Source organism: Geotoga petraea (assembly GCF_900102615.1).
GTDB lineage: Bacteria > Thermotogota > Thermotogae > Petrotogales > Petrotogaceae > Geotoga > Geotoga petraea.
The window spans coordinates 216307-240639 of sequence record NZ_FMYV01000002.1 but is presented as its reverse complement, the minus strand read 5'-3'; the positions used below and the strand labels follow the sequence as shown (position 1 = coordinate 240639).

At 26.9% G+C, this 24333-nt stretch carries 23 protein-coding genes; 18 read left to right on the top strand and 5 right to left on the bottom strand.

The window, feature by feature from the left end; all coding sequences use genetic code 11:
- Positions 1-9 precede the first annotated feature (9 nt).
- Genes BLS00_RS03455 through BLS00_RS03425 form a run of 7 tightly spaced genes read left to right on the top strand, consistent with a single transcriptional unit; the run spans position 10 to position 9584 of the window.
- Positions 10-801, top strand: coding sequence for an SAM hydrolase/SAM-dependent halogenase family protein (locus BLS00_RS03455; protein WP_091402841.1), 792 nt, complete (start codon positions 10-12; stop codon positions 799-801).
- A complete protein-coding gene (locus BLS00_RS03450; RefSeq protein WP_091402839.1) occupies positions 801-1430 on the top strand; it encodes an IMPACT family protein in 630 nt (209 codons plus the stop codon). Before BLS00_RS03455 ends, BLS00_RS03450 begins: the two co-directional genes overlap by 1 nt.
- Before the next feature lies 1 nt (position 1431).
- Positions 1432-2817 (top strand): DNA polymerase III subunit gamma/tau, encoded by a 1386-nt coding sequence (gene dnaX / locus BLS00_RS03445; protein WP_091402838.1) that lies wholly within the window; start codon positions 1432-1434, stop codon positions 2815-2817.
- 9 nt (positions 2818-2826) lie between these two features.
- The gene (locus BLS00_RS03440; RefSeq protein WP_091402836.1) at positions 2827-3612 is read left to right on the top strand and encodes a hypothetical protein; all 786 of its coding nucleotides are present in this window, start codon (positions 2827-2829) and stop codon (positions 3610-3612) included.
- Between the two features lie 16 nt (positions 3613-3628).
- Positions 3629-4591 carry an SPL family radical SAM protein gene (locus BLS00_RS03435; protein WP_176759828.1) on the top strand — a complete coding sequence of 321 codons (963 nt, stop codon included), beginning with the start codon at positions 3629-3631 and terminating at the stop codon, positions 4589-4591.
- 14 nt (positions 4592-4605) lie between these two features.
- Entirely contained in the window at positions 4606-9105 is a 4500-nt protein-coding gene (locus tag BLS00_RS03430; protein ID WP_176759827.1) for an MG2 domain-containing protein, read from the top strand.
- On the top strand, positions 9105-9584 hold the full coding sequence (locus tag BLS00_RS03425; RefSeq protein WP_091402832.1) for a hypothetical protein: 480 nt from the start codon (positions 9105-9107) through the stop codon (positions 9582-9584). The genes BLS00_RS03430 and BLS00_RS03425 overlap by 1 nt, the downstream gene beginning before the upstream one ends.
- On the opposite strand, the gene BLS00_RS03420 is transcribed toward BLS00_RS03425, so the two are convergent.
- Positions 9581-10372, bottom strand: coding sequence for a DUF368 domain-containing protein (locus BLS00_RS03420; protein WP_091402830.1), 792 nt, complete (start codon positions 10370-10372; stop codon positions 9581-9583). The two genes, BLS00_RS03425 and BLS00_RS03420, sit on opposite strands and share 4 nt — an antisense overlap.
- Positions 10373-10385: 13 nt before the next feature.
- Positions 10386-11135 carry an undecaprenyl-diphosphate phosphatase gene (locus BLS00_RS03415; RefSeq protein WP_091402829.1) on the bottom strand — a complete coding sequence of 250 codons (750 nt, stop codon included), beginning with the start codon at positions 11133-11135 and terminating at the stop codon, positions 10386-10388.
- A 76-nt stretch (positions 11136-11211) separates the two neighbouring features.
- Here BLS00_RS03415 and BLS00_RS10900 point away from each other — a divergent pair, with 76 nt between their 5' ends.
- The 4 genes from BLS00_RS10900 to BLS00_RS03400 all read left to right on the top strand — a co-directional run bounded on the left by BLS00_RS10900 (position 11212) and on the right by BLS00_RS03400 (position 13185).
- Positions 11212-11373, top strand: coding sequence for a hypothetical protein (locus BLS00_RS10900; protein ID WP_375338211.1), 162 nt, complete (start codon positions 11212-11214; stop codon positions 11371-11373).
- Positions 11374-11553: 180 nt separating this feature from the next.
- Complete coding sequence (locus tag BLS00_RS03410; RefSeq protein ID WP_167848965.1) at positions 11554-12321, top strand: DUF1175 family protein; 768 nt, start codon at positions 11554-11556, stop codon at positions 12319-12321.
- The gene (locus BLS00_RS03405; protein WP_091402825.1) at positions 12314-12880 is read left to right on the top strand and encodes a hypothetical protein; all 567 of its coding nucleotides are present in this window, start codon (positions 12314-12316) and stop codon (positions 12878-12880) included. Before BLS00_RS03410 ends, BLS00_RS03405 begins: the two co-directional genes overlap by 8 nt.
- Positions 12881-12912: 32 nt before the next feature.
- On the top strand, positions 12913-13185 hold the full coding sequence (locus tag BLS00_RS03400; RefSeq protein WP_091402824.1) for an HU family DNA-binding protein: 273 nt from the start codon (positions 12913-12915) through the stop codon (positions 13183-13185).
- 38 nt (positions 13186-13223) lie between these two features.
- Here BLS00_RS03400 and BLS00_RS03395 read toward each other — a convergent pair whose 3' ends face one another.
- Together BLS00_RS03395 and BLS00_RS03390 are read right to left on the bottom strand one after the other, a co-directional pair.
- The gene (locus BLS00_RS03395; protein ID WP_091402822.1) at positions 13224-15371 is read right to left on the bottom strand and encodes a Tex-like N-terminal domain-containing protein; all 2148 of its coding nucleotides are present in this window, start codon (positions 15369-15371) and stop codon (positions 13224-13226) included.
- A gap of 4 nt (positions 15372-15375) precedes the next feature.
- Complete coding sequence (locus BLS00_RS03390) at positions 15376-16008, bottom strand: HAD-IA family hydrolase (protein ID WP_091402821.1); 633 nt, start codon at positions 16006-16008, stop codon at positions 15376-15378.
- Between the two features lie 174 nt (positions 16009-16182).
- On the opposite strand from BLS00_RS03390, the gene nuoE reads away from it, so the two are divergent.
- The 7 genes from nuoE (at position 16183) to gcvPB (ending at position 23808) form a co-directional block, all read left to right on the top strand.
- Positions 16183-16602 carry an NADH-quinone oxidoreductase subunit NuoE gene (gene nuoE / locus BLS00_RS03385; protein WP_091402820.1) on the top strand — a complete coding sequence of 140 codons (420 nt, stop codon included), beginning with the start codon at positions 16183-16185 and terminating at the stop codon, positions 16600-16602.
- 9 nt (positions 16603-16611) lie between these two features.
- Positions 16612-17823 carry a complex I 51 kDa subunit family protein gene (locus BLS00_RS03380; protein WP_091402818.1) on the top strand — a complete coding sequence of 404 codons (1212 nt, stop codon included), beginning with the start codon at positions 16612-16614 and terminating at the stop codon, positions 17821-17823.
- Positions 17820-19532 carry an NADH-dependent [FeFe] hydrogenase, group A6 gene (locus BLS00_RS03375; RefSeq protein WP_091402817.1) on the top strand — a complete coding sequence of 571 codons (1713 nt, stop codon included), beginning with the start codon at positions 17820-17822 and terminating at the stop codon, positions 19530-19532. The genes BLS00_RS03380 and BLS00_RS03375 overlap by 4 nt, the downstream gene beginning before the upstream one ends.
- Positions 19533-19690: 158 nt before the next feature.
- Positions 19691-19912, top strand: coding sequence for a putative signal transducing protein (locus BLS00_RS03370; RefSeq protein WP_167848964.1), 222 nt, complete (start codon positions 19691-19693; stop codon positions 19910-19912).
- The gene (gene gcvT / locus BLS00_RS03365; protein ID WP_091402813.1) at positions 19905-21014 is read left to right on the top strand and encodes a glycine cleavage system aminomethyltransferase GcvT; all 1110 of its coding nucleotides are present in this window, start codon (positions 19905-19907) and stop codon (positions 21012-21014) included. Before BLS00_RS03370 ends, gcvT begins: the two co-directional genes overlap by 8 nt.
- Before the next feature lie 17 nt (positions 21015-21031).
- Positions 21032-22378, top strand: a complete 1347-nt coding sequence (gcvPA, locus tag BLS00_RS03360; protein ID WP_091402811.1) for an aminomethyl-transferring glycine dehydrogenase subunit GcvPA — start codon at positions 21032-21034, stop codon at positions 22376-22378.
- A complete protein-coding gene (gene gcvPB, locus BLS00_RS03355; protein ID WP_091402809.1) occupies positions 22375-23808 on the top strand; it encodes an aminomethyl-transferring glycine dehydrogenase subunit GcvPB in 1434 nt (477 codons plus the stop codon). Before gcvPA ends, gcvPB begins: the two co-directional genes overlap by 4 nt.
- Before the next feature lie 37 nt (positions 23809-23845).
- Here gcvPB and BLS00_RS03350 read toward each other — a convergent pair whose 3' ends face one another.
- Positions 23846-24262, bottom strand: coding sequence for a Fur family transcriptional regulator (locus BLS00_RS03350; protein WP_091402807.1), 417 nt, complete (start codon positions 24260-24262; stop codon positions 23846-23848).
- Positions 24263-24333: the final 71 nt, after the last annotated feature.

Genomic DNA, 24333 nt, shown 5'->3' with positions numbered 1-24333 from the left:
TGATTTTATATGATAGCTTTTATTACAGATTGGGGAGAAGATAGTTATTATGTCTCTTCTGTAAAATCAGTAATAAAAAATATAAATAAAAATGCTGAGATAATAGATATTACGCATAATATGGGAAAATATGATATTTATTCCTATTCACACATTTTGCTAAGAGCGTCCAAAGAATTTCAAGAAAATACAATATTTTTGGTTGTTATCGATCCAACTGTAGGGAGTTCAAGAAAAGCCATTTTAGTAGAAACAAATCAACCAAAATATTATTTTATAGCCCCTGACAATGGAATTTTAACTCAGGTTAAAAGAAAATATGGAATTAATAAGATTATTGAATTAAATAACAAAAACTATTTTTGGAAAGAAAGTAACACTTTTCATGGTAGAGATATTTTTGGAGCATTTGCAGCTTATCTATCAAAAAACATAAATTTTAAATATTTTGGAAACGAGCTTTTAAAAATTAATGAGCTGAATATAAAAAATCCTTTCTACAATAAAAATAATATAATAGGACATTTTTTGTATAAAGATAGTTTTGGAAATTTAGAAACAGATGTTGAGAATAATAATACATTTAATTTTGACAAACATAGTAGTTATGTTATTTCTTTTGAAGGTAAAGAATATCCTTTAAACTATAAAGAATATTATTCGGAATGTGGTGACGATAAATTATTAATGCATTTTGACAGTTCTAATTATTTAGAAATTTCAATTTACAAAGGCTCGGCAGCTTCTTATCTTAATATAAAAAACTTTAATACTAAGTTTGAAATAAAGAAGATCAAATAATGCCATACAAATCCATATTAAAAAATAAAGAAACAAAAATAAACATTAAAAGATCAGAATTTATTGGTAACTGTTCTAAAGTTAACTCTGAGCAACAGGCTAAAGAATTTATAAAATCGATAAGCGAATTGTATAAAAATGCCAATCACAATTGTTGGGCCTATTTTGTAACTGATGAAAATCGAGAGTATTTCAACTACACTGATAATGGTGAACCATCTGGTTCCGCAGGGAAACCAATTTTTGGTGAAATTCAAAAAATGAATTTGAACAACATTGTTTGCGTTGTAACCCGTTTTTTTGGTGGTGTTAAATTAGGAGTAAGAGGTCTAATTGATGCCTATTCTAAGACAACTTTTGAAACTGTTAAAAACTCAAAAATAGTTGAATATCGAAACGCCTTTATTTATGGAATTGTTACTGATTACTCACAACACGCAGAAATAGAAAGATTATTGAAAAGAGAAATTGGATGGGAAATAATAGAGACGAAATTTACTGAAAATGTCTATCTTGAAATATCAATTGACGAGGAAAAAATTGAACCGATTAAAAATATTATTGAAAAAAAATCTATTAAATTAGATTTTCTAAGGCAAGAAGAAAAACCTTATAAAGTGAGGGATTGATATGAAACAAAGTTTATATAGAGTTTATAGACCTATGATTTTTGATGAAATATTTGGACAGGAACACATAAAAAGATATTTTAAAAATGCAGTTAAAAATGAAAACATATCTCATGCCTATATTTTTTCTGGGCCAAGAGGTACTGGAAAAACTACAACTGCAAGAATATTGTCAAAAATTGTAAATTGTGAAAATCCCAATGGATCAAATCCTTGCAATGAATGTTCTAATTGTAAGGCAATAAACGAAAATAATTTTATGGATGTTATAGAATTAGATGCTGCATCAAATAGAGGTATAGATGAAATAAGGCAGATAAGAGATTCTGCTAATTACAGACCTGTGAAAGGTAAATATAAAGTCTATATCATTGATGAAATTCATATGCTAACAAAAGAAGCTTTCAATGCATTGTTAAAGACATTAGAAGAACCACCTGAGCATGTTATATTCGTTTTAGCTACTACCAACTTGGAAAAGATTCCTGACACAATAATATCCAGGTCACAATTATTAAATTTTAGAAATTTATCAGAAGTTGATATTTCTGATAATTTGAAATTAATTTCTGAAAATGAAAAAATAAATATTGAAGATCAAGCAATAAATCTTATTTCAAGAAAAGCAAAAGGTGGAATGAGAGATGCTATATCTCTTTTAGAACAAGTAATGAAATTTTCTGATAAAGAAATAACTAAACAAGATATAGTCAATATACTTGGTATTTATGATGAACAGTATATAATGAATTTTATAAACGCAATATACAATTCTGACATAGATGAAATACTTGAAATTTCAAATGAAATATTTAACCTTGGTAAAGATCCTGAGTTGTTAGTTGAAGAAAGTATGGAAAAAATAATAACAATTATAGGAAATGATAAAAATGACAAATATTTCTATATACTTGAAAATCTTCAAAAAATACATAAAGAACTCAAATACAGTGAAAACACTAAGCTTGTTTTTGAGACTATGGTGGCGACATTTTCTTTTAATCTATCTAATATAGATGAAAAAAAGATGGAAAAACAATCAGAAAGCAATTTGGATACATTTGAGTCAGATCCTGCCGAAGAAAAGAAAATCGATAAAAATGTAACTCAAATTTTTGATTATTTCACTAAAAATCAGAAAAAAATTAACTTAGCTATAGTTTATGCTCTCAAATATTCCGAGTATAAATTGGAAGGTAATGAATTTATTATAAAAATTAAAAAGGATCAATCTTTGGAATATGAATTGATTAACAAGTATAAAAATGATATAAAAGTTGCCTTAAACAATATTTTTAATGACGATACACATTTGAATATTTTTTATGAAGGCAACATAAAAACTTATGATGAAAAACCAAAAAGCCAATCAAAACAATTATTTTGAGGAGTTACCATGATTTATGTTGTAGTATCTTCTAAACAAGAAAAAAGATTTATAAAAGAAAATTTAGTAAAGATAAAAGACTATTTTTTTGATATTTATGAGAATACAAAAATTAAATTAATAATATCAGGCATAGGAGCTTACAATGTAAGCTCCTCCATTTCTTATATCTGTAGATTATTTGAGCCTCAAAAAAATGACCTAATATTAAATTATGGATTTGCTGCTACAAAAGAAATAAAATATGTAAACAATATTTTTAGGATTAATACAGTAAAGGACTTTTGCTTAAATAAAAATATGTACTTTGACTTGACTTACGATTTGGGATTACAAGAAAGAAGTTTAGTAACAATGCCAAAACCTGTTGAAAATAATGAAATGGAAAAGAATATGTTGTACGATATGGAAGGCTATGCCTTTTATCAAATATCAAGAAAGTTTTTTGATAGACAAAACATTTTTATGATAAAAAAAATCAGTGATAATGGTAAAAACAATTTTGATTTAAAAAATATAGATTTAAATGATGGATTAGATAAAACATTTGAAAAGTTATATAATATAAGCGATGAGCAGGAGAAAATTTATAAAATAAAAGAACTCAAATACATAAAAAGCTCTATGATTAAAAGTAATTTCACCAAAGTTCAAAAAGATCTAATTATTAAAAAATTATACCAATTTTTATTAGATGGAAAAGAAATAAACAACTTATTGGATGAAATAATTAAAAAAGAATTTAATAATAAGAGAGAAAGGAATTGTTATTTTGAGCAAATTATTAAATCGTAGTTTTTCGCATATTTATGTGGAAAAACAAGTCGCTAATAATTACATTACAAAAAATATTTTATCTAAGTTTAAAGATTCTAAAGTAATTTATATTGATGATTACAAGGAAGTGTTTTCTGGGTTCGATCAAAATTTTTCAATTCAAAAACAATCTCAAAAAATCATAATTGCTGAAAAAAAAGATAATTTTATCTATCAAGGAAGTAAAATGTGTCACGATTTCAACAATTCTGCTTTTTTTTATGCTAACAATATAATTAACTGTCTTTTTGACTGTAAATACTGTTATTTAGGTGGTATGTATCCATCAAGTAATATAGTGGTTTTTGTAAATATAGAAGAATTTTTCTATGAAATAGAAAAAATATCAAAATCTTACAAGAATATTTATTTGAGTTATGGATATGATACAGATATACCAATTTTTGAAAATATATATCCTTTTATAGGTGAATGGATTAACAAAATAAATGAATTAAGTAATATTAAGATGGAAATTAGAACAAAATCAAATATCTTTCATAATGTTCTTTCAAATAAAAATATTGATAATGTTATACCTGCCTGGACATTAAACCCACAAAAGTTTATAGAAAAATATGAAAAGAAAACAGCTAATTTAGATGAAAGGCTGGTTTCAATAAAGAAGGTTCAAGATATGGGAATTAAAGTTAGATTATCTATTGATCCTATAATAATTGAAGGTGATTTTTTAAAAGAGTATAAACTACTAATCGATAAAATCTTTAATTTTTTAAATCATGAATTTATAAGAGACTTAAGCATAGGTTTTTTTAGAATTCCAAATGTATATTTAAAAAATTTAAAAAAGCATTCTAATTCGCCAATAATTTTTAATAATTTTGAGGTCATAGATTCCATAGCTACATATCCATTAAAAGAAAAAGAAACTGCAATAAATTCTTTGATAAATTATTTGAATAGATTTATAGAAAGAGAAAAGATATTTATTATATAAGGGAGATGGGAAATATGAAAAAAATCTTGTTAGTTAATATTTTTCTTATAATTATTAGTTTAGGATTTTCTTACGTTTATTTACAAGGTGAAAACGTCTTGAATTCTGGTGATCCAATTTTTATTAAAGGATACAACGAAAAACAGGTCTTTATGAAAGTCTATAATATAGAAAATGATATAAACGTTATTATGAATAGAGAAGTTGAAAATCAAGAAAGAAAAGTATACAAAACCAAGATATTAAATGCAAATAGTGAAGGGAACATAGACGAGAAATTTACTGTAAATGAAATAGGATTGTACTTTGTTGAATTCATTAAAAATAACGAGATAATATCTTCTGATTCATTTTTGGTTTCTGATCTTAATTTTATAGCTTTTTATGACGGCAAGAATTTGTTTCTTGATATGAGAGACAAAAATGGAAATCAAGTTAATTCAGATATATACATTAAAACTGAAAATGGAAAAACTACTATTTTAAACGATAAAAAGGTTTTAAATTATGAAATAGAAAATATAAGTGAAATTTATGTCAAAAGTAAGAAAGGGATAGCTTTTAAAAATTTCTATTATTATAGAAATAATTATCCTAATAATCCCATTGAATTTTTAAAAGATAAACCTATTTACAAAAACGATCAAGAAGTTAAATTCAATATATATTCTTTCGTCAGAAATGAAAATTATTATGTGTTAAAACCAAATGAAAAAATGAGCTATTTCATCTCTGATCCAGCGGGGAACAAACTTGTAGAAAAAGAAATAACCACAAATAATTTAGGAATTTATACAGATAGTTATTATATTTCAGAAAGTGCACCTTTTGGATATTATTCTGTCACAATAAAAACAAATGAAGAAGTTAAAAATACAGGTTTTATTGTGGAAAATTATGAGAAACCAACTTATGAAATTGAGATAAATAGAGATGATGTTTACTACAACAAGGATACAATTGATTATGAAATTGAGCTGAATTATTATGATGGAAATCCTGTTTCTAATGCAGAAATTAAATATTATGTTTATTATGGACGTTATCCAATGAATAGAGATAGACTTGTTTATGATGGAAAATCATTCACTAATGAAAATGGAGTATTAAATATCCCAATAGGTGTTGATATTAAAGAAGATGGATATTACACTCTTGAAATAATTTCGATTGACCAATCACAAAAGCAAATGGAAAAGAGAGATTATGTTGAAGTTCTCAAAGGTAAATACAATATTGAAATTTTAGGCAAAGAAGATTTTTATTTAAAACTCAACAATGGTTATAGACTTTCTTTGAAAGATAGAGAGGGAAATACAATTTCTGGTTTTGTAGACCTCACTATTAAAAAAGACGTATATGAAAACGAACAGTATAATGAAAAAATAATTCAAAAAGAATCTATAGAGGTACAAAACGGACTGGGTGATTTTTCTATTGAGAATCTATCCAATGGATTTTATACAATAGAATTTTCTTATAAAGACACTATTAAAAGCTTTTATCTAAATATATCTCCTAATGAAGATCAAGTAGAGCTATCTATAGAAACAAATAAAATAAATTCTAAAACTTATGAAGTGAATATTAATAAGCCGAAAGATATGACGGGATATATTTACTTATCTGGTTTAAATGTATATGAAAAAAAAGAATTAAAAAAAGATAAAAATAAATATGAATTTGAGCTACCTGAAAAGATTTTAGAAAGAAATGTATTTGTAGAGGTTATTGGAATTTATCAAGGCAATGTTTATAAAAGTTCTAAAGCCATTATGACAAAAGAGAACATAAATTATAATTTTGATTTATCAATTGAAAAAGATGTATATAAACCAGGAGAAGAAGTAACTATAAAAATAAAATCTCCTGAAAAAAGTATTTACAATATTTCTGTTGTAGACGACGCTTTATACGATGTGTATGAAGATAATTACGATATGAAAGATTCTCTTTATCCAGAGCTATATTCTTCGAATATCTTGTTATCAGGAAGAGAAGAATACTTTTACGTTAGGAGGCTATCTGAATTGTCTACGGAGGATTCTCATGTTTTTGCTTCTTACAAGGGATCAAGAGCGAATGAAAATGTTAGAGAATACTTCCCAGAGAATGCTTTGTGGATACCTTTTATAGAAGTTGATGGAGAAAAAGAAATTAAATTCAAAAATCCAGATAGTTTAACAAGGTGGAGAGTAAATGTATTAGGTATAAATTCCGAAAAAATAGAGGACAAAAAGATTAATTATACTTCTAAAAAGGAGTTTTATGTTACTCCGTATATTCCAGAAAACATTTCTTTAAACGATACAATGACTTTGAAATTATCGGTTACAAACAATTCTACCAAAACCAAGAATATTTCTTACAAAATATACAATCAAGAAAAATCTGTTTCTATAAATAAGTCTGAAGGAGAAATTCAATTAGATCCAAATGAAACAAAAATAGTGTCGTTTGATCTCAAGGCTATAGCAGTTGGTAAGGATAATCTAATATTTGATTTTGAGGATGATATAGTAAAACTACCTATTGATGTATATGCCAATGATATAAATCAAAATTTTGTAAAGATTATTGATTCTGATATGCAAGAAGTAAAAGTAAAAAAAGGTGATAGTTGGAGAAAATTTTCAGTTGAAAACATAATTAAAGACAATATAAAATTTTTAGATGAATATGAATATAGATGTACTGAACAAACAGTTTCAACATTAATACCTCTTTTAGTAGCAGATAAAAATGGCTATGAGATAGATGACATAGATAAAAAAGTTACTTCATCACTTCAAATTTTATACAAATATCAAAGATCTGATGGAGGCTGGGGATGGTGGATGAACTCAGAAAAATCAAATCTTTTAATGACAACGTATGTTTTAGAAGCTTTTCATATTATCCAACAATATGGTTATCAAGTTAGTCAACAAGTTGTTAATAATGGTTTGAATTATTTGAGTTCGAATACAATATCCGGTTATCAAAATTATGTTTTGAATTTATATGATTCAGCTATTAACTTACCTCTTAATAAGGTAGAAAAAATAGATTTGTTATTCATGTCACTTTATGATAAAAATGCTTTTGAATTACTTTTGGAAAAAATAGAAGAGAATAAAGATATGATAGCTTTTGAATTTAACAATTATTATAATACAGATTTAGAATTAAACTCTTATTTACTTTTAAGTATGATTAAAAATGGGTATAAGGATGAATCAATTATAAAGTTAATGAACACTATTGTTAATCTTAGATCAGGATATTATTGGTATTCTACAAAAGATACTGCTATAGCTTTAAGAGCCATTTTAGAAGCAAAGAACTATCTCAGTTTATCAGACAATGAGTCTGATTTCCATGAAGTCACAAAAAGTTCTGTTATTAGAAATAAAGGTTTAATTGAGATATTTTCAAATGAAAAGATTGAGGAAAACTTATCAAATATGGTTATCAACAAAAATTTTTATAAAAAGTTTAGTACTAAGTTATATAAGGGTCATGATGTTTACATAGTAGACTATTTTATTGATATTTCTAAAGATTTTAACGTCGAAAATATTAAATATATATCTAAAGACACCATTTTGAAAAAAACAGACCATGAGTACATTTATCTAAAAGATGAGGATTTTAAATACAGTGATAATATATACTATACCTATAAAGATTTAACGCTATACGTTTTCGGGGAAAAAATAGAAAATGCAAAAGAAGTTATGATTCATAAGGATGAAATTTATGTGATTGATACAAAAAATAACCTTTTTAAATATGAGAGTGGCTTGTTATACAAAAATGATCTTAATGTCTTGTCTATGACTTATCATAAAGGTAATTTTACTTATTTGTTCAAAAAAGATGGGGAAAAATATTTAAAATTTAACCAATATGATATTGAGTTAAGTGATGATATTTTTAGTTTGGATACTTTAAACGAAGAATTGTACCTTTTTGGAGATAAGACCTTTATATTTAATGAAGAAGACCTTACTTTATATGAAAGAGTTCCTATGGTATCGAAAAAGATAAAAGAGGATAAAAATGGTGAAATAACTTTTTATGGTGGTTTAAAATTTTCTGGGAACAATAGCTGGACAGATATAGAAGGAATTTACAAAATTAATTACAATAAAGAAAAGATAAAAGTAAAATCTGGAGATATTTTAAAATCAGAAATAAAAATCGATTCTAACATAAAAAACTACTTAACAATTGAAAGCTATATACCATCTAATTCTCAGTTATTAGAAAATTATCAAGAAAAAAGGATAACTGATTCTGGTAAATACTACAATTATTGGTACTCTGATTGGAGTTATTCATACACATCGTATAATTTTAGAAAAAATAAAATCACATTTTTCAATGATTACTATAACTCAGGTGATTATGATTACTATTTTAAAATACTTTCAACAGGAGAATATTATATAAAACCAGACTTTGGATACAACATGTACCTACCAAATTCTTATGGAATAAATACAAAAACAATTTTAAAGGTAGAATGATGAAAAAATTTTTCATTTCAATCTATTTTATTATAATTATTTTTGGTTTTTCTTATGATGTTTATTCTTCCGATAGATTTATAAATAAAGAAAGCAAAATATTGAAAATCCTTGACGACTTGGGATATAAAAAGATAAGTATGCAAGTAATTGAAACAAAAACTTTAAATGAATTCACGCAATTAACCAATTTGCCATACAGTTATTATAATGGGGCATTATTAGTAATCGACGGAAAAAAGTATATAATTATAACGCCTTTCAAATATTTTGATAATCTATTAGACGTTAGAAAAACAGTTAACCATGAAATATTACATTATTACTTAACGGAGAAAACTGATTTAACCAGCTATGAGCAAGAAGGGGTTATTTTATACCTTTTAAATGATTTCAAAAATGAAGAGGGATATAGTGAGTATAGAAAAATGGATTATTATGAGATAATTAATTATATAAAAACAAGAGAGCTTTATTAAGCTCTCTTGTTAATTTTAAAGAAATTTTCTAAGAGAATTCCAAATATTATACCAAGTATTATAAAAAGATAGCTAAAATAATTGTCTGTTAAAGGTAAAATTTTTAATCCACCGCTTAGAGTTAAAGCCAGTAATATGGACATAATAATTTGATAATAATTTTTAAGCAAATAACTAAGTAGTTTAACTATGAAGATAATTCCAAAAACTATTCCCGCTGCAACGGGTAATAAAATTGAAAAATCAAGATCTGAAACACCTTGTAATATAGGCTCATAAACTCCCATTATTAAAAGCATAGATGATCCACTTATCCCCGGTAAAACCATAGCTGAAGCTCCAATTATACCTCCAAAAAATAGATTTATAAAATTTACATTATTTTCTGCACTTCCATTCATGAAAAAGAATATTAAACTGAATATAACAAGAGATAATATAAAAGAGATTAAATTAGCTGTGTTTTTAATATCAATTTCCTTGAAGATTAAAAATAACCCGCCTAATATAAGTCCAACAAAGATGTTCATCAAATACAATTCGTAATTGTCAAGTAATAAAATAATAAGACTAGAGAAAGAAAATATTGCTATTATAAGACCTAAAAATAAAGGCACTAATAACAATAAAATTTTCTTTGAAAATTTAAGGGATAAAAATTCAGAAGCAGAAGTTAAAATGTCATCATACTTACCACTTATTATTGCTATTGTTCCAGCACTCACTCCTGGAACTAAATTGGCTATTCCCATCAATATTCCAAGTATAAAATTTTTTATAGTATTCATATTTTCCCCCTTATTAAAAATAAATGTATGTAAATATTGCTAATACAAGAGTATATAATGAAAATATTTTGAGTTTTCCATTAATAACACTTTTTTTAACCAAAACTAACCCTATTAAACCAGATAAAAATGCCACTATAGCACCGAATATTACATTTAAAGACATATCCACCTTTCCAATTTCTAAAATCCCGGCTCCAAATGTTACTGGAAGACTCATTAAAAATGAATACTTAACCGCGGACTTTTTTGTCATGCCTAACATTAAAGCTGCAAATAAAGTAGCTCCACTTCGTGAAATTCCAGGTAGAATTGCAAAAGCTTGAAATAAACCAATGATTAATGCAGTTTTATAACTAATATTTTTCATATCCTTTTGATTATTATTAAAAAAGTCTGATAAAAACATCATTATAGATGTTATAATTAAGAATGTAGCTACCATATCCACGGAATTAAACATATTTTTAAAAAAGTCTTCTAAAAGAAAACCAGCAAGAACTGCCGGAACTGTTGAAACGATAAGTTTAAAAACTAAAGATAATATTTCGGAATCTAGCTTGAAAATACCAATTAAAATGTCTTTTATTTCTTTAAAAACAAAAATAAATACGGCAAAAAATGTAGCCAAATGTAGTAAAGCAAAAAATGAAGGATCTTGTTCAAAACTAATAAATTCTGAAAAAATCGTTAAATGTCCAGAGGAAGAAACAGGTAGAAATTCTGTAAAACCTTGTATAATTCCTAATATTATCTCACTCATGATAACCTCCTAAAATATTTTCAAATTAAATAATAACATAAAAATTTGAACAAAAAGTTAATTGATAGAATGGTAGGTGATTTTTGTGATAAACAAAAAAGTTCTTGGAGAAAAATGTCCTAACTGTAATAACAAAATGATCTTTGTAACTAAAAGAAGGATGAAAGCTAAGAAAAAATACAAGATAAAAGTTTATTTATGTAAAAATTGTGGCAACACATATAAAAAGGTTATATAAATATTTTCTGAAATATAATAAAAATATTAATCTATTATTTCATTAATTATAGATATAGTTAATAAATAAGCAATAAATCGTTTATATTAAAAAATATCTTTTATAACAAGCTGTTTATAGCATTTTGAAATATAAAAAAAAACATGTATAATATATATGATTTATTTAAAGGGCGATTTTATGAATAAAAGAAACACATTAAAAAGTTTAACAATAATTTTGTTAATGTTAAGTATTATTATTTTTGTATATATAATATTTTACGATTATAATGACATATATAAAATAGAACTTAATGATCATAATAATAATAATTATTTAGACATTTTAGAGTTAAATATAGAAGATTCAAAATCTTTTTATCTATGGTTCTCTAATATAATAATTAATGTTGTGAATAATGATATGAAAATTCCTGATAGCTATTCTGATTGTGCTGGTTTGATAAGATATGCATACAAAGAATCTCTCAAAAAACATGATCAAACTTGGATAAAAGAGACTGGTTATAAAGGGAATATTTTTAAAGATATTAAAAAATACAATTATCCTGAAATACCCTTTATAGGTACAGACATTTTTTATTTAGGAGAAGATATTTTTGTCAAAAAAAATTATTCAAATTTTGCTTCAGCAAGATACCTTGTAGAATTTAACATGGATTACTTAGGTAGTAATATTGTTAATATCAAAACTGGTGATATATTAGCTTTTTTTCATCCTTATGACATAGAATATCCTTATCATCTCATGGTATATATTGAACAAAATAGGGAAAGGTATGTTATCTACCATACTGGACCAATATCTGAAAATAATCCAGGAGAACTAAGATTGACAAATTTTGAAGATTTGAAATACGCAGATCCTTCATGGATAGCAAACAAAGAGAATAAAAATTTTTTAGGTTTTTATAGATTTAAAATATTAAGTGATAATTATGAGTGAAATATTTATATCTGCAAAAGCAAAAAATTTTGGTGACCATAAAAAAGATTTTTATATAAAAAATTCATTCGAGTTCATTGAGAATCTTGACTTATTTATTTATAATATTACAAAAGTAAGCGATGCGATTACTTCTTTAAAGTTTAATTTAAATAGAAATGAATTTTCAGATTTTATAATAAAAGACCAAAAAAATTTTATTACAGATGAAGAAAACAAAGAAATATATCTTTTTGATTCTTTTGAAAAACCTGAATTACTAAAAGACCTAATTATTAAAGCAAACAAAGAAGTTTTTAATAGAAGAGCTAAAATAACAGAATTGATTAATCAACTTCAATATGACTATATGATACAAATTAATCCTTGGTATAAACATTCAAAAGCAAGACTTTATCTTTCGGATGAAAATGAAAATAAAGAATCATTTGGGCATATTGACTTGTTAAATAACAAACATTATATGAAAAACAATCAAGAGCTTCTTAATACTCTTATTAAGGATAAAAGAGTTAGAATTATATCAAAATTTTATAAAATTTCAGAAGGAATTAAATAGGTTTTTCAATCTATCGAAAGGGGGAATTTTCAGTGAACAAAAAAGAACTAGTAGATACTTTATCTGAAAAAGCTTCAACTACAAAAAAAATGGCAGAATCTTTTGTTGATAGCTTTGTTGAGGTAGTATCAGAACAACTTTCAAAAGGGGAAGAAGTTAAATTAGTTGGCTTTGGCACATTTAAAGTGCAAGACAGAAAAGCCAGAAAAGGAGTTAATCCTCAAACTGGTAAGTCAATTAAAATTCCTGCAAGAAAGGTTCCTAAATTTGTAGCAGGTAAAGATTTGAAAGAAAAAGTAAAATAATGAAAATAGTAAAAGGGCAGCGTTAAAGCTGTCCTTTTTTATTTAATAAGTTTAAGACTAATTCTTTTCCTTTGGGGATCAATTTCTATAATTTCAACAGTTACTATTTGATTTATACTTAAATATTCAGATGGATGTTTAACAAATTTTTCTGCTATATTTGATTTATGTATTAATCCATTTTCTTTTATGCCTAAATCAATAAATGCACCAAAGTCAGTTATATTGTTTACTTTACCTTCAAGTTTCATACCTTCTTTAAGATCTTCAAAATTTAAAATATCGTCAAAGAGTATTGGCTGTGGTAATTCATCTCTTGGGTCCCTTCCAGGTTTAAGTAAGTCATTTATAATGTCTTTCAATGTGTATATTCCAGTATTTAAAGATTCACTCATTTCATTAATTCGATTTTCATCATTTAAAAAAGAAATTAAATTACTTCTTATTTCATCATTTTTATTCAAAATGTCATCTTTTTTAAATCCAATATGATTTAATAATTTTTCAGCTATTTCATAAGATTCAGGATGGATGCTGGTTATTTCTAAAGGATTAATTCCACCATATATCTTTAAAAAACCCGCGGCCTGTTCAAATGATTTTGCCCCTATACCTTTTACATTCAAAATATCCTTTCTTTCTTTGAATGGACCGTTTTTTTCTCTATATTCAACTAATTTTTTGGCAATATTACTATTAAGTCCTGATACATGTTCTAATAATGCATAAGAGGCAGTATTAGCGTTAACTCCTACGTTGTTAACAACTGATTCAACAGTGTTTCTTAGCTTTTCTTTTAAACTTTTTTGATCAACATCATGTTGATATTGGCCAACGCCAATTGATTTTGGATCTATTTTAACCAATTCAGCCAAAGGATCTTGTACTCTTCTCCCTAAGCTAACAGCACCTCTAACTGTAACATCTTTATCTGGGAACTCTTTTTTTGCAAGCTTAGAAGCAGAATAAACTGAGGCTCCAGATTCGTTTGCAAAAATATATTTTAAATTCTTATCGTATTGTTTTATATATTGAACTATGAACTGTTGTGTTTCTCTTGAAGCAGTGGCGTTACCTATTACTATCAAATTGAGTTTATGGTGATCAATTATTTTATCTATAATCTTCATTGATTTTTCTACTTCATTTTTTGGTTCAACAGGAAAAATGGTAGTGTTTTCAAGTAGATTACCGTATTCATCTAAAGCAACTACTTTACAACCTGTTCTAAAACCCGGATCCATTGCTAAAATTCTTTTGTTTTTTAATGGCGGAGTTAATAATAGTTGTTTTAAATTTTCAGAAAATAGAGAAATTGAATTTTCTTCTGCTCTTACAGTTAATGTCTGTCGGATTTCTCTTTCCAACGAAGGAAGTAACATATTTTTTAGTCCATAGTTTAACCCCATGCTAATTATTTCATCATTTAACTTTTTGCCTTTTAGAAATTCTTTTATTTTGCTTTTATATTTTTCTTCTTCTAACACAACTTTAACAGAGAGAATATTTTCTTTTTCACCTCTATTAATAGCTAAAACTCTATAATCTGGAATTGCTTTTACAAGCTGGGAAAAATTGTCATAAACATCGTATTTTGTAAATTCTTCTTTAAATTTCTTTTTTTTATTTGTAGAAATTCTACCAAATTTGAAAAATAGATTTCTAAAATAATCTCTATTTTCTTTGTCATGAGCAAAGCTTTGACCAATTATATTTCCAATACCTTCTTTTATATCATCTTTACTTTTGAAATTGTCATTTATAAAATTTTTTAAATACTCGTCATCTATATCTTCTCCAAGCATAACTTTAATGGAAGCTGGTTCTAGTCCATTCTCTACAGCAATATCAGCTTTAGTTTTTTTTCTTTTTTTATAAGGAAGGTATAAATCTTCTACATCAGAAAGTTTTTCAGATTTTAATATTTTTTCTCTTAAAGAATCTGATAATTTTCCTTGTTCATTGATATTTTTAATAACCGTTTGTTTGTAATCTTCTAATTTCGTATAATAATTGAATTTTTCTTCTATATTTCTTATTTGTTCTTCATTTAAGTTCCCTGTAGCTTCTTTTCTGTATCTACTTATGAAAGGAACTGTGTTCCCTTCTTCAAGAAGTTTAATAGTGCTATTTACTTGTTTCTTATTAACGTTTAACTCTTCTGAAATCTTTCCATTTATGTCCATTCGATCACCTCATTAATATATTTTTATAAAAATCATTATAGTTATTAAAAACAAAATCAGCATTGTAATTTGATTTTATAATATCAAAATTCATAAAGACACTCGCTATATTAGAATTTTTAGCTGCTTCAATATCTAATTTCCTGTCTCCAATACCTATGGTTTTGTTTAGTGATAAACTATATTTGTTAATTAAGAAATTAAAACTTTCTGGATTTGGTTTTAATTTAAATCCATCATCAGAAGTAACAATTTCTTCAAATAAATATTTTAAATTATAAAAATCTAAAATATCAAGAGTACTTTTACTATCTCTATTAGTAACTAAAAAATTTTTACCATCATTTTTTTTGATATATATTAGCACTTCTTCAATTTTATCATATTTAATTCTATCTTTAGGTGAAATTTTAGAAAAATCATATAATATTTTATCTACAATTTCGTTATTAAAATTATATTCATTTTTTATGTAATCAAATACATATCTTAATGTTACTTTCGCTTTTTTGTAAACTTCCTCGTAATTTAGATTGACATTATATTCTTTCATTGTTTTTAATATACTGTTTATGGTTGCAGGATAAGTATCAATGATTGTTCCATCAAAATCCCAAATAAAATTTTTATATAACATAATTATCTCCTAAGTTTTTAAGCGTATTAAAATTATAACACTCATAAAGTGAAAATGTGAACATAAAAATACAAATGTTAAAATAAATATAACAATAGTTAATAATAAAAGAATAAAATATTAATATATGATAATGTGAAAAAAATATTTATTTATAAAAAAGGGGGGACAAAAATGCAAAAGTTTTTTGAAAAAGAGTTAATAGAAGAACTACATGAAATACAAGATACTTATGGTTATATTTCAGAAGAAGATATAGTAAGAATTTCTAAAAATAGAGATATTCCAAAAGCTCATTTGTATGGAGTTATAAGTTTTTATTCTATGTTTTATTTACAACCTACAGGAAAGTACATTATCCGTATTTGTGATAGCGTTAGTTGTAGGATAAATCAGTCAAAAGAATTAATAGAGATATTGCATAAAAAGTTGAGTGTTAAGAATGGAGAAACGACAAAAGATAAAAAATTTACTCTTGAAGTAGTAGAATGTTTGGGACATTGCGGTGAAGGACCCGTGATGACAATTAACGGTAAAATTTATAATTATTTGAATTCTCAAAAAGCACTGGAAATTATAAATAATTTAAAGTGAGGTGTAATTATGGAAAAATACTTTTTAAAAAATGATTTGGGAATTAAAATAGACGATTATAAGTTTAATGGTTTGAAAAATTCCCTCAATATTGAACCATTAAAAATTGTTGAAAAAATAAAAGAATCAAATTTGAAGGGAAGAGGTGGAGCTGGATTTCCTACGGGAGTGAAGTGGGAGTATGCAAACAAAATTAAATCTACTTCCAAAATAGTTATATGTAACGGAGATGAAGGAGAACCAGGAACATTTAAAGATAGATTTCTTATGGAAAATTTACCTTACAAAGTAATTGAGGGTATTGTGATTTGTGCGTATGCCGTAAAAGCCAGATATGGTTATATTTATATAAGAGGAGAGTATGAAAAAGCTATTGAAAATATAGAAAAGACGATTAAATATATGTACAAAAACCATTTTTTGGGTAAAAATATTTTTGATTCAAATTTTGACTTTGATGTTAAATTGATAAAAGGTGCTGGTGCCTATGTTTGTGGTGATGAGACTTCTTTGATAAATTCTATAGAAGGTGAAAGGGGAAGGTCTAGAATAAAGCCACCTTTACCCATTGAAAAAGGCCTGTATGAACAACCTACTATAGTCAATAACGTTGAATCATTAAGTTCAGCAGCAGAAATTATGAAATATGATGATAATCCTTATTTAAAAATGGGAACAGAAAATAGCAGAGGAACAAAATTGATTTCAATTAGTGGAGACGTTAATGGTCCAGATGTTTATGAAATAGAGTTTGGTTCATTGACAATAAAAGAAATAATAGAATTAGCTGGTGGTGTAAGAGGTAATCGAGTTGGAATTGTAATTCCAGGTGGGATTGCTACTGAATGTTTAACTGAGGATGAGTTAAATACTAAATATACATACGAAGATCTTGAAAAAATAGGTAGTTCTTTAGGATCTGGTGGAATGATAGTAATTAACAATCAAAGAAATTTATTCGAAATAATTAAAAACGTTTCAGATTTTTTTAAGAATGAAACCTGTGGAACATGTTTTCCTTGTAGAGAGGGAAATAAAAATATTAACGTAATTTTAGAGAAAGTATTAAATGAAAACATAATTACAGAGGAAGAAACTAAACTTATTAATGAAATAAAAGAAGCTATTGGACTTGCAGCTCGTTGTGGTTTTGGACGATCTTCTGTAAATTTAATCTTGTCTATATTGAACAAAAAATTGCTTAAGAAGGTGATTTTATGATTAATATTAAAATTAACAATAGAGAATACAGTTTTGAAGAAAAAATTACAATACTTCATGCCGCTAAAAAGGCTAATTTGAAAATACCAACACTTTGTTACAATGAAAAGTTAGCCCCTTATGGTAGCTGCAGACTTTGTTCTGTAGAAGTAAAAGGTAAAAAAACACTTATGCCTGCTTGTGTAACAAGAATAGAAGAAGGGATGGAAATCAAAACACATTCAGAAAAAGTGAGAAGAGTTAGAAAAATTATTATGGAGCTTATTATAGCTTCCCATGGTATAAACTGTAATTTGAATTGTTTAAATTGTTCCAGATCAGGAACATGTGAAATTAGAGAAGTAGCTGAAGAAATAGGAATAACAGAAATAAGAATACCTCCAATCGATAATTATGAACCAATAGACAACAGTAGTTTTTCTATAGTTAGAGAACCACAAAAATGTATAGTATGTAATAGATGTGTTAGAAAGTGTGCTGAGGTTCAAAATGTTAATATTTTGACCATTTCCAATAAAGGCCCATCAACACATATAACAACATTTATGGATAAAGGAATGGGAAATGTTGATTGTACTAATTGTGGTCAATGTATTTTAGAATGTCCAACAGGTGCATTGCATGAAGTTTACCATATGGAAAATGTTTGGAATTTGTTAGAAAATGATGAATATATAACGGTAGTTCAAACCGCTCCCGCTGTTAGAGTTGCAATTGCAGAGGAATTCAAACAAAAACCAGGAACAATTGTTACAGGTCAAATGGTAGAAGGTTTGAAACTGTTAGGTTTTGATAAGGTTTTTGATACTAATTTTGCTGCAGATCTAACAATTATGGAAGAAGGAACTGAATTCATTAATAGATTAAAGAATAATGGAAAACTTCCATTATTCACTTCTTGCAGTCCTGGATGGATAAAATTCATCGAACATAATTATCCTGAATATTTAGATAACTTATCTTCTTGTAAATCCCCACAGCAAATGTTTGGTGCAATAGTAAAAAATTATTATGCAAAAAAATTAGATATTTCACCAGATAAATTAAAAGTTGTTTCAGTTATGCCTTGTACAGCAAAAAAATATGAAAGTCAGAGAAATGAAATGAGCAAAGATGTTGATTTTGTTCTTACAACAAGAGAATTAGCAAAAATGTTTAAACATGCAGGAATAGATTTATGTAACTTGCCTGAGTCGAAATACGATAATCCTTTAGGAGAATCAACAGGTGCTGCGGTTGTATTCGGGACTAGTGGAGGAGTTATGGAGGCAGCTTTGAGAACAGCTTATGAAATTATTACTGGCCTTGAATTGGAAAATTTAGACTTTAACAACGTTAGAGGAATTAAAGGAATTAAAGAAGCAACAATTAAAATAGGTTCTAAAGATATAAACATTGCAGTTGCAAATGGTCTTGGAAATGCCAGGATTTTGATGGAAAAAATTAAAAAAGAAGAAAAGAAATATCATTTTGTTGAGTTTATGGCATGCCCTGGTGGATGTATAGGTGGTGGTGGACAACCAATTCCAACAGATGAAGAAACTTTGATAGAAAGAATGACTTCATTATACGATATTGATAAAAATAGTAAAATTAGAAAGTCCCATGAAAATCCTTACATAAAAAAATTATATGAAGAATATTTAGGAGAACCAAATGGAGGAATAGCGCATGAAATATTACATACTCATTATACTGTAAGAGGTTAAAAACGGGGTTTAAGCCCTATGTTTTTAGATAATTTTTACTATATTAGAAAATTATTTATCTAATCAAGAATAATATCTTTAAATAACTTAAAAATGATGATAACCCATGAAAAATATTTCATGGTTTCATGTTATAATTCATTGAGGTGATTTAAATGATGAAATTACTGAAAAGTTTTGTAAAATACCCTGAGTACGATATTATTAAGTCAATATTAGAAGAAAACGGAATTGAAGTTCAATTAAAGCAAACAGGAAACATAGGTGTGGCCTTTTTTGGAGATTCTACAAACTGCGATATATATGTACCAGAAGAATACTATCAAAAATCTTTAGAAATCATAGAACAATACAAAGAAGGAGGTTTTAATAATGGCTGATTTAAAAAAAACACCGTTAAATAAACAGCATAAAAAATTAGGGGCTAAAATGATTGATTTTGGTGGTTGGGAGATGCCAGTATGGTATAGCTCAATTATTGAAGAACATAATACAGTAAGAGAAAATTGCGGACTTTTTGATGTTTCTCATATGGGAGAGATAGATATAAAAGGTGAAGAAACAAAGAAGTTTGTAGATTATATTCTTACAAATAAAATACATGAAATGAAAGAAAAGGATGCCATTTATACTCCTATGCTTAACAAAGATGGGGGTATAATTGATGATTTGTTAGCTTATATGATAAATGAAAAAAATTTTTTATTAGTTGTAAATGCATCTAATGTTGAAAAAGATTTTGAATGGATTAAAAGTCAATCCAGAAATTTTGATGTAGAAGTAAAAAATGTTTCTGATGAATGGGGACAAATTGCTATTCAAGGGCCTAATTCAGAAAAAATCCTACAAAAATATGTAAAAATAGATTTAGATAAAATAGGTTTTTATAAATTTGATTACGAAACGATTGATGGTGAAAAAGTTATCATTTCAAGAACAGGTTACACTGGTGAAGATGGCTTTGAATTATATATGCCGGAAAAAATTGCTGAAAAAATATGGATTGATTTAATTGGATTAGTTATCAAAAATAACGGTAAACCTTGTGGACTTGGAGCAAGAGACACTTTAAGATTTGAAGCAAAACTATTGCTATATGGAAATGATATGGACGAAACAAAAACACCATTGAATGCTTCATTAAAATGGACTGTTGATTTTGATAAAGATTTTGTAGGAAAAGACAAATTGTTAGAACAAAAGGAAAAAGGCTTAAATTGGCATTTAAGAGGTTTAGAGATTAACAATAAAATGCCTGTAAGACATGGTTATAAAATATTTAATGAAAATGATGAGGAAGTTGGTTTTATTACAAGTGGAGTTAAATCTCCAACATTAAACAAAAATTTAGCTCTGGCTTATTTGAAAAAAGGAAACACAAAAATCGGAACAAAATTATTTGTTGAAGCAAGAAATAAAAAATTAGAGTCTATTGTTGTCAAGACACCTTTTTATAAAGGAAGTTCTAATCCATCTAAATAATATTGTGAGGTGATTTTATGCCAATGTATCCATTTCTTCCACATACTAAAGAAGAAATAAGAGAAATGCTTGATGTAATAGGGGTTAATAATGTAGACGAATTATATTCTGATGTTACTAATTTATACAAAGATGAGTTAAATATCCCAGAGTCAATGTCAGAAATTGAGCTTAACCAACATTTGAAAGATTTAGCCGCAAATAATAGACATATAAGAGAATATGGAACTTTTAGAGGGGCAGGAATTTATGCTCACTATATTCCATCATTAGTTTATCAAATTGGAGCTAAAAGAGGTTTTTTAACTGCTTATACCCCCTATCAAGCAGAAGTATCTCAAGGAACTCTGCAAATAATGTATGAATTTCAAACAATGATGAGTGAATTAACTGGTATGGAAGTATCAAATTCTTCTATGTATGATGGTGCTACATCGATGGCAGAAGCCATTTTAATGGCTTCAAGAGTAAATAAAAAACAAAAAACTCTTATATCAGAATCTATACATCCAGAATATAAAAATGTTTCAGAAACATATATTAAACCCCAAAACATTGAGTTTGATTACATAAAATATGACGAAAAAACAGGTAGATTGGATTTAGAAGATTTGAAAAATAAAATTGATTCTAAAACATCCTCAATTGTGGTTGGGTATCCAAATTTCTTTGGTATAATTGAACATTTAGATGAAATAAAAGAAATGTTGCCTGAAAAAGTTATGATGATTGTAGTAGCAAACCCAATCGCTTTAGGAATGCTTGAAGCACCAGGTAATTTAGGAGCTGATATAGTAGTCGGAGAAGGGCAGCCATTAGGAAATGCCCCTGCAATGGGGGGACCAAGTTTTGGATTTTTTACTTCCAAGAGAAAGTATATTAGGCAAATGCCAGGCAGAATAATTGGTGAAACTGTTGATGAACAAGGGAAACCTGGATATGTAATGGTTTTACAAACAAGGGAACAGCATATTAGAAGAGATAAGTCAACTTCAAATATTTGTTCAAATCATGCCCACAACGCTTTATTAGCAACTATCTATTTAAATGTAATAGGAAAAAGAGGTTTAAGAGATATTGCTTACCAAAACTATTACAAAGCTCATTATTTAGCTAAAAAACTTTTGGAAACAGAGAAATTTGAGCCTTTTTTCGAAGCTGATTTTTTTAACGAATTTACCATCAAGTATAATGGTAATCTAAAAATATTGAATAATAAATTATTAGATCAAAATTATTTTGGGCCATACGATTTAGAAAAGAATTATGATAAATTTAAAAATGTTGCATTATTTTGTGCTACAGAATTAACTTCTAAAGAAGATGTGTTATTTCTAACTGCTTTTGTGGAGGGATTAATATGAGCTTAATATTTGAAAAATCATCAGAAGAGAGAACTGGCTTTAGAATTCCAAGGTTAGATATAGAAAAAACAGAAATAGAAATAGATAACAAATATATAAGAAAAGAAGAACCTAAACTTCCACAAGTTCACGAGTTGGAAATTGTTCGTCATTATGATTCCTTAGAAAGATTAAATCACTCAGTTGATAAAGGATTTTATCCACTCGGCTCTTGTACCATGAAATATAATCCGATTTTTGCTGATGAAATAGCAAATTGGGAAAGGTTTAAATTTATACATCCTTATCAAGATTTAAATACAATGCAAGGTTCTTTAGAAGTAATGTACAATTTACAACATTATTTAGCAGAAATAACTGGTATGGATAATGTAACCCTACAGCCAGCTGCCGGAGCTCATGGTGAGTTAACTGGAATGCTAATTATCAAAAAGTATTTAGAGGATCAAGGATATAAAAATAAAACAAAGGTTATTGTACCAGATTCTGCACACGGGACCAATCCTGCAAGTGCAAAAATGGCCGGGTTTGATGTTGTAGAAGTTAAATCTAATGAGTATGGTAGAGTTGATTTAGAAGAGTTTAAAAACATTATGGATGAGGATGTTGCAGCTGTTATGCTAACAAATCCAAATACATTAGGGTTATTTGAAAAAGACATATTAAAAATTTCTAAAATAGCTCATGATCATCATGCTTTATTGTATTATGATGGTGCAAATTTAAATGCTATTATGGGTAAAATTAGACCTGGAGACAATGGCTTTGATGTAGTTCATCTAAATTTACATAAAACATTTTCGACTCCTCATGGAATGGGGGGGCCAGGAAGTGGACCAGTAGGTGTTAAAGCTTACTTAAAAGAATATTTACCTGTTCCAGTAGTTGAGCACGATGAAGAAGGTAAATTTTATTTCAATTATGATATTAAAAATAGTATAGGCCAAATGAGGAGTTTCTATGGGAATTTCTTAGTGCTATTAAGAGCTTATGTATATATTCTTTCAATGGGAAGAGACGGGCTAAAAAAAGCAAGTGAAATGGCTGTATTAAATGCTAATTATATGAGAAAAAAACTTTCAGAATTTATGACTGTTGCTTACCCAGGTTTATGTAAACATGAGTTTGTAATAGAAGGATCTTTTTTAAAAAAATATAACGTAAAAACTTTAGACTTTGCAAAAAGAATGTTGGACTACGGAATACATCCTTCGACTATATATTTTCCTTTAATTGTAAAAGAAGCGATGATGATTGAACCAACTGAAACTGAATCAAAAGGAACCATAGATGAAGTGATAGATATATTCAAAAAGATAACAGAAGAGGCAAAAAAGAATCCAAGGTTGTTAAAAGACGCACCGTTTTCTACACCAGTAAAAAGATTGGATGAGTTAAAAGCAAACAAGGAATTAAAAGTTAGATTCTAATAAAAAAGAAGGTGAATTAAAATTCACCTTCTTTTGGTTATTCTAAACATTCATTGCAAACACCAAAATAATTGATTTCAATTGAATCGACTTTCATTGAATTTACATATTTAGGAAACTCCAATTTTAAGTCGTCTTCTATGTCTATTACTTTACCACATTTTTTACAAATAAAGTGCGAATGCGGTTTTGTATTAGCATCATACCGGGATCTGTCCTTAGATTTTATTTCTTTTACTATTCCAGCAGATTGGAACATTTTTATAATATTATACACTGAAGTAAAAGATATATTCTTACCGTTTCTAGTCAAAGTAGTATGTATTTCGTCAATAGAGGGGTGTTTTTTTGAATTTAAAATAACTTCTGCAACCTTCAGTCTGTTAGGGGTTACTTTGATATTGTACCCATTAAGAATATTGACGATTTTGTCTTTATCATAAACCTCTGTCATTATAGCCCTCCTCTCTATTATTATTATAACATAAAATTATAAGTAATTCAAAAAGTTACGAAAATTAAAAA

Bases quoted from the DNA above. Each gene is read 5' to 3' on its own strand.
- BLS00_RS03455 (WP_091402841.1), top strand. From the start codon at position 10: ATGATAGCTTTTATTACAGATTGGGGAGAAGATAGTTATTATGTCTCT.
- BLS00_RS03450 (WP_091402839.1), top strand. From the start codon at position 801: ATGCCATACAAATCCATATTAAAAAATAAAGAAACAAAAATAAACATT.
- dnaX (WP_091402838.1), top strand. From the start codon at position 1,432: ATGAAACAAAGTTTATATAGAGTTTATAGACCTATGATTTTTGATGAA.
- BLS00_RS03440 (WP_091402836.1), top strand. From the start codon at position 2,827: ATGATTTATGTTGTAGTATCTTCTAAACAAGAAAAAAGATTTATAAAA.
- BLS00_RS03430 (WP_176759827.1), top strand. From the start codon at position 4,606: ATGAAAAAAATCTTGTTAGTTAATATTTTTCTTATAATTATTAGTTTA.
- BLS00_RS03425 (WP_091402832.1), top strand. From the start codon at position 9,105: ATGAAAAAATTTTTCATTTCAATCTATTTTATTATAATTATTTTTGGT.
- BLS00_RS03420 (WP_091402830.1), bottom strand. From the start codon at position 10,372: ATGAATACTATAAAAAATTTTATACTTGGAATATTGATGGGAATAGCC.
- BLS00_RS03415 (WP_091402829.1), bottom strand. From the start codon at position 11,135: ATGAGTGAGATAATATTAGGAATTATACAAGGTTTTACAGAATTTCTA.
- BLS00_RS03410 (WP_167848965.1), top strand. From the start codon at position 11,554: ATGAATAAAAGAAACACATTAAAAAGTTTAACAATAATTTTGTTAATG.
- BLS00_RS03405 (WP_091402825.1), top strand. From the start codon at position 12,314: ATGAGTGAAATATTTATATCTGCAAAAGCAAAAAATTTTGGTGACCAT.
- BLS00_RS03395 (WP_091402822.1), bottom strand. From the start codon at position 15,371: ATGGACATAAATGGAAAGATTTCAGAAGAGTTAAACGTTAATAAGAAA.
- BLS00_RS03390 (WP_091402821.1), bottom strand. From the start codon at position 16,008: ATGTTATATAAAAATTTTATTTGGGATTTTGATGGAACAATCATTGAT.
- nuoE (WP_091402820.1), top strand. From the start codon at position 16,183: ATGCAAAAGTTTTTTGAAAAAGAGTTAATAGAAGAACTACATGAAATA.
- BLS00_RS03380 (WP_091402818.1), top strand. From the start codon at position 16,612: ATGGAAAAATACTTTTTAAAAAATGATTTGGGAATTAAAATAGACGAT.
- BLS00_RS03375 (WP_091402817.1), top strand. From the start codon at position 17,820: ATGATTAATATTAAAATTAACAATAGAGAATACAGTTTTGAAGAAAAA.
- BLS00_RS03370 (WP_167848964.1), top strand. From the start codon at position 19,691: ATGAAATTACTGAAAAGTTTTGTAAAATACCCTGAGTACGATATTATT.
- gcvT (WP_091402813.1), top strand. From the start codon at position 19,905: ATGGCTGATTTAAAAAAAACACCGTTAAATAAACAGCATAAAAAATTA.
- gcvPA (WP_091402811.1), top strand. From the start codon at position 21,032: ATGCCAATGTATCCATTTCTTCCACATACTAAAGAAGAAATAAGAGAA.
- gcvPB (WP_091402809.1), top strand. From the start codon at position 22,375: ATGAGCTTAATATTTGAAAAATCATCAGAAGAGAGAACTGGCTTTAGA.
- BLS00_RS03350 (WP_091402807.1), bottom strand. From the start codon at position 24,262: ATGACAGAGGTTTATGATAAAGACAAAATCGTCAATATTCTTAATGGG.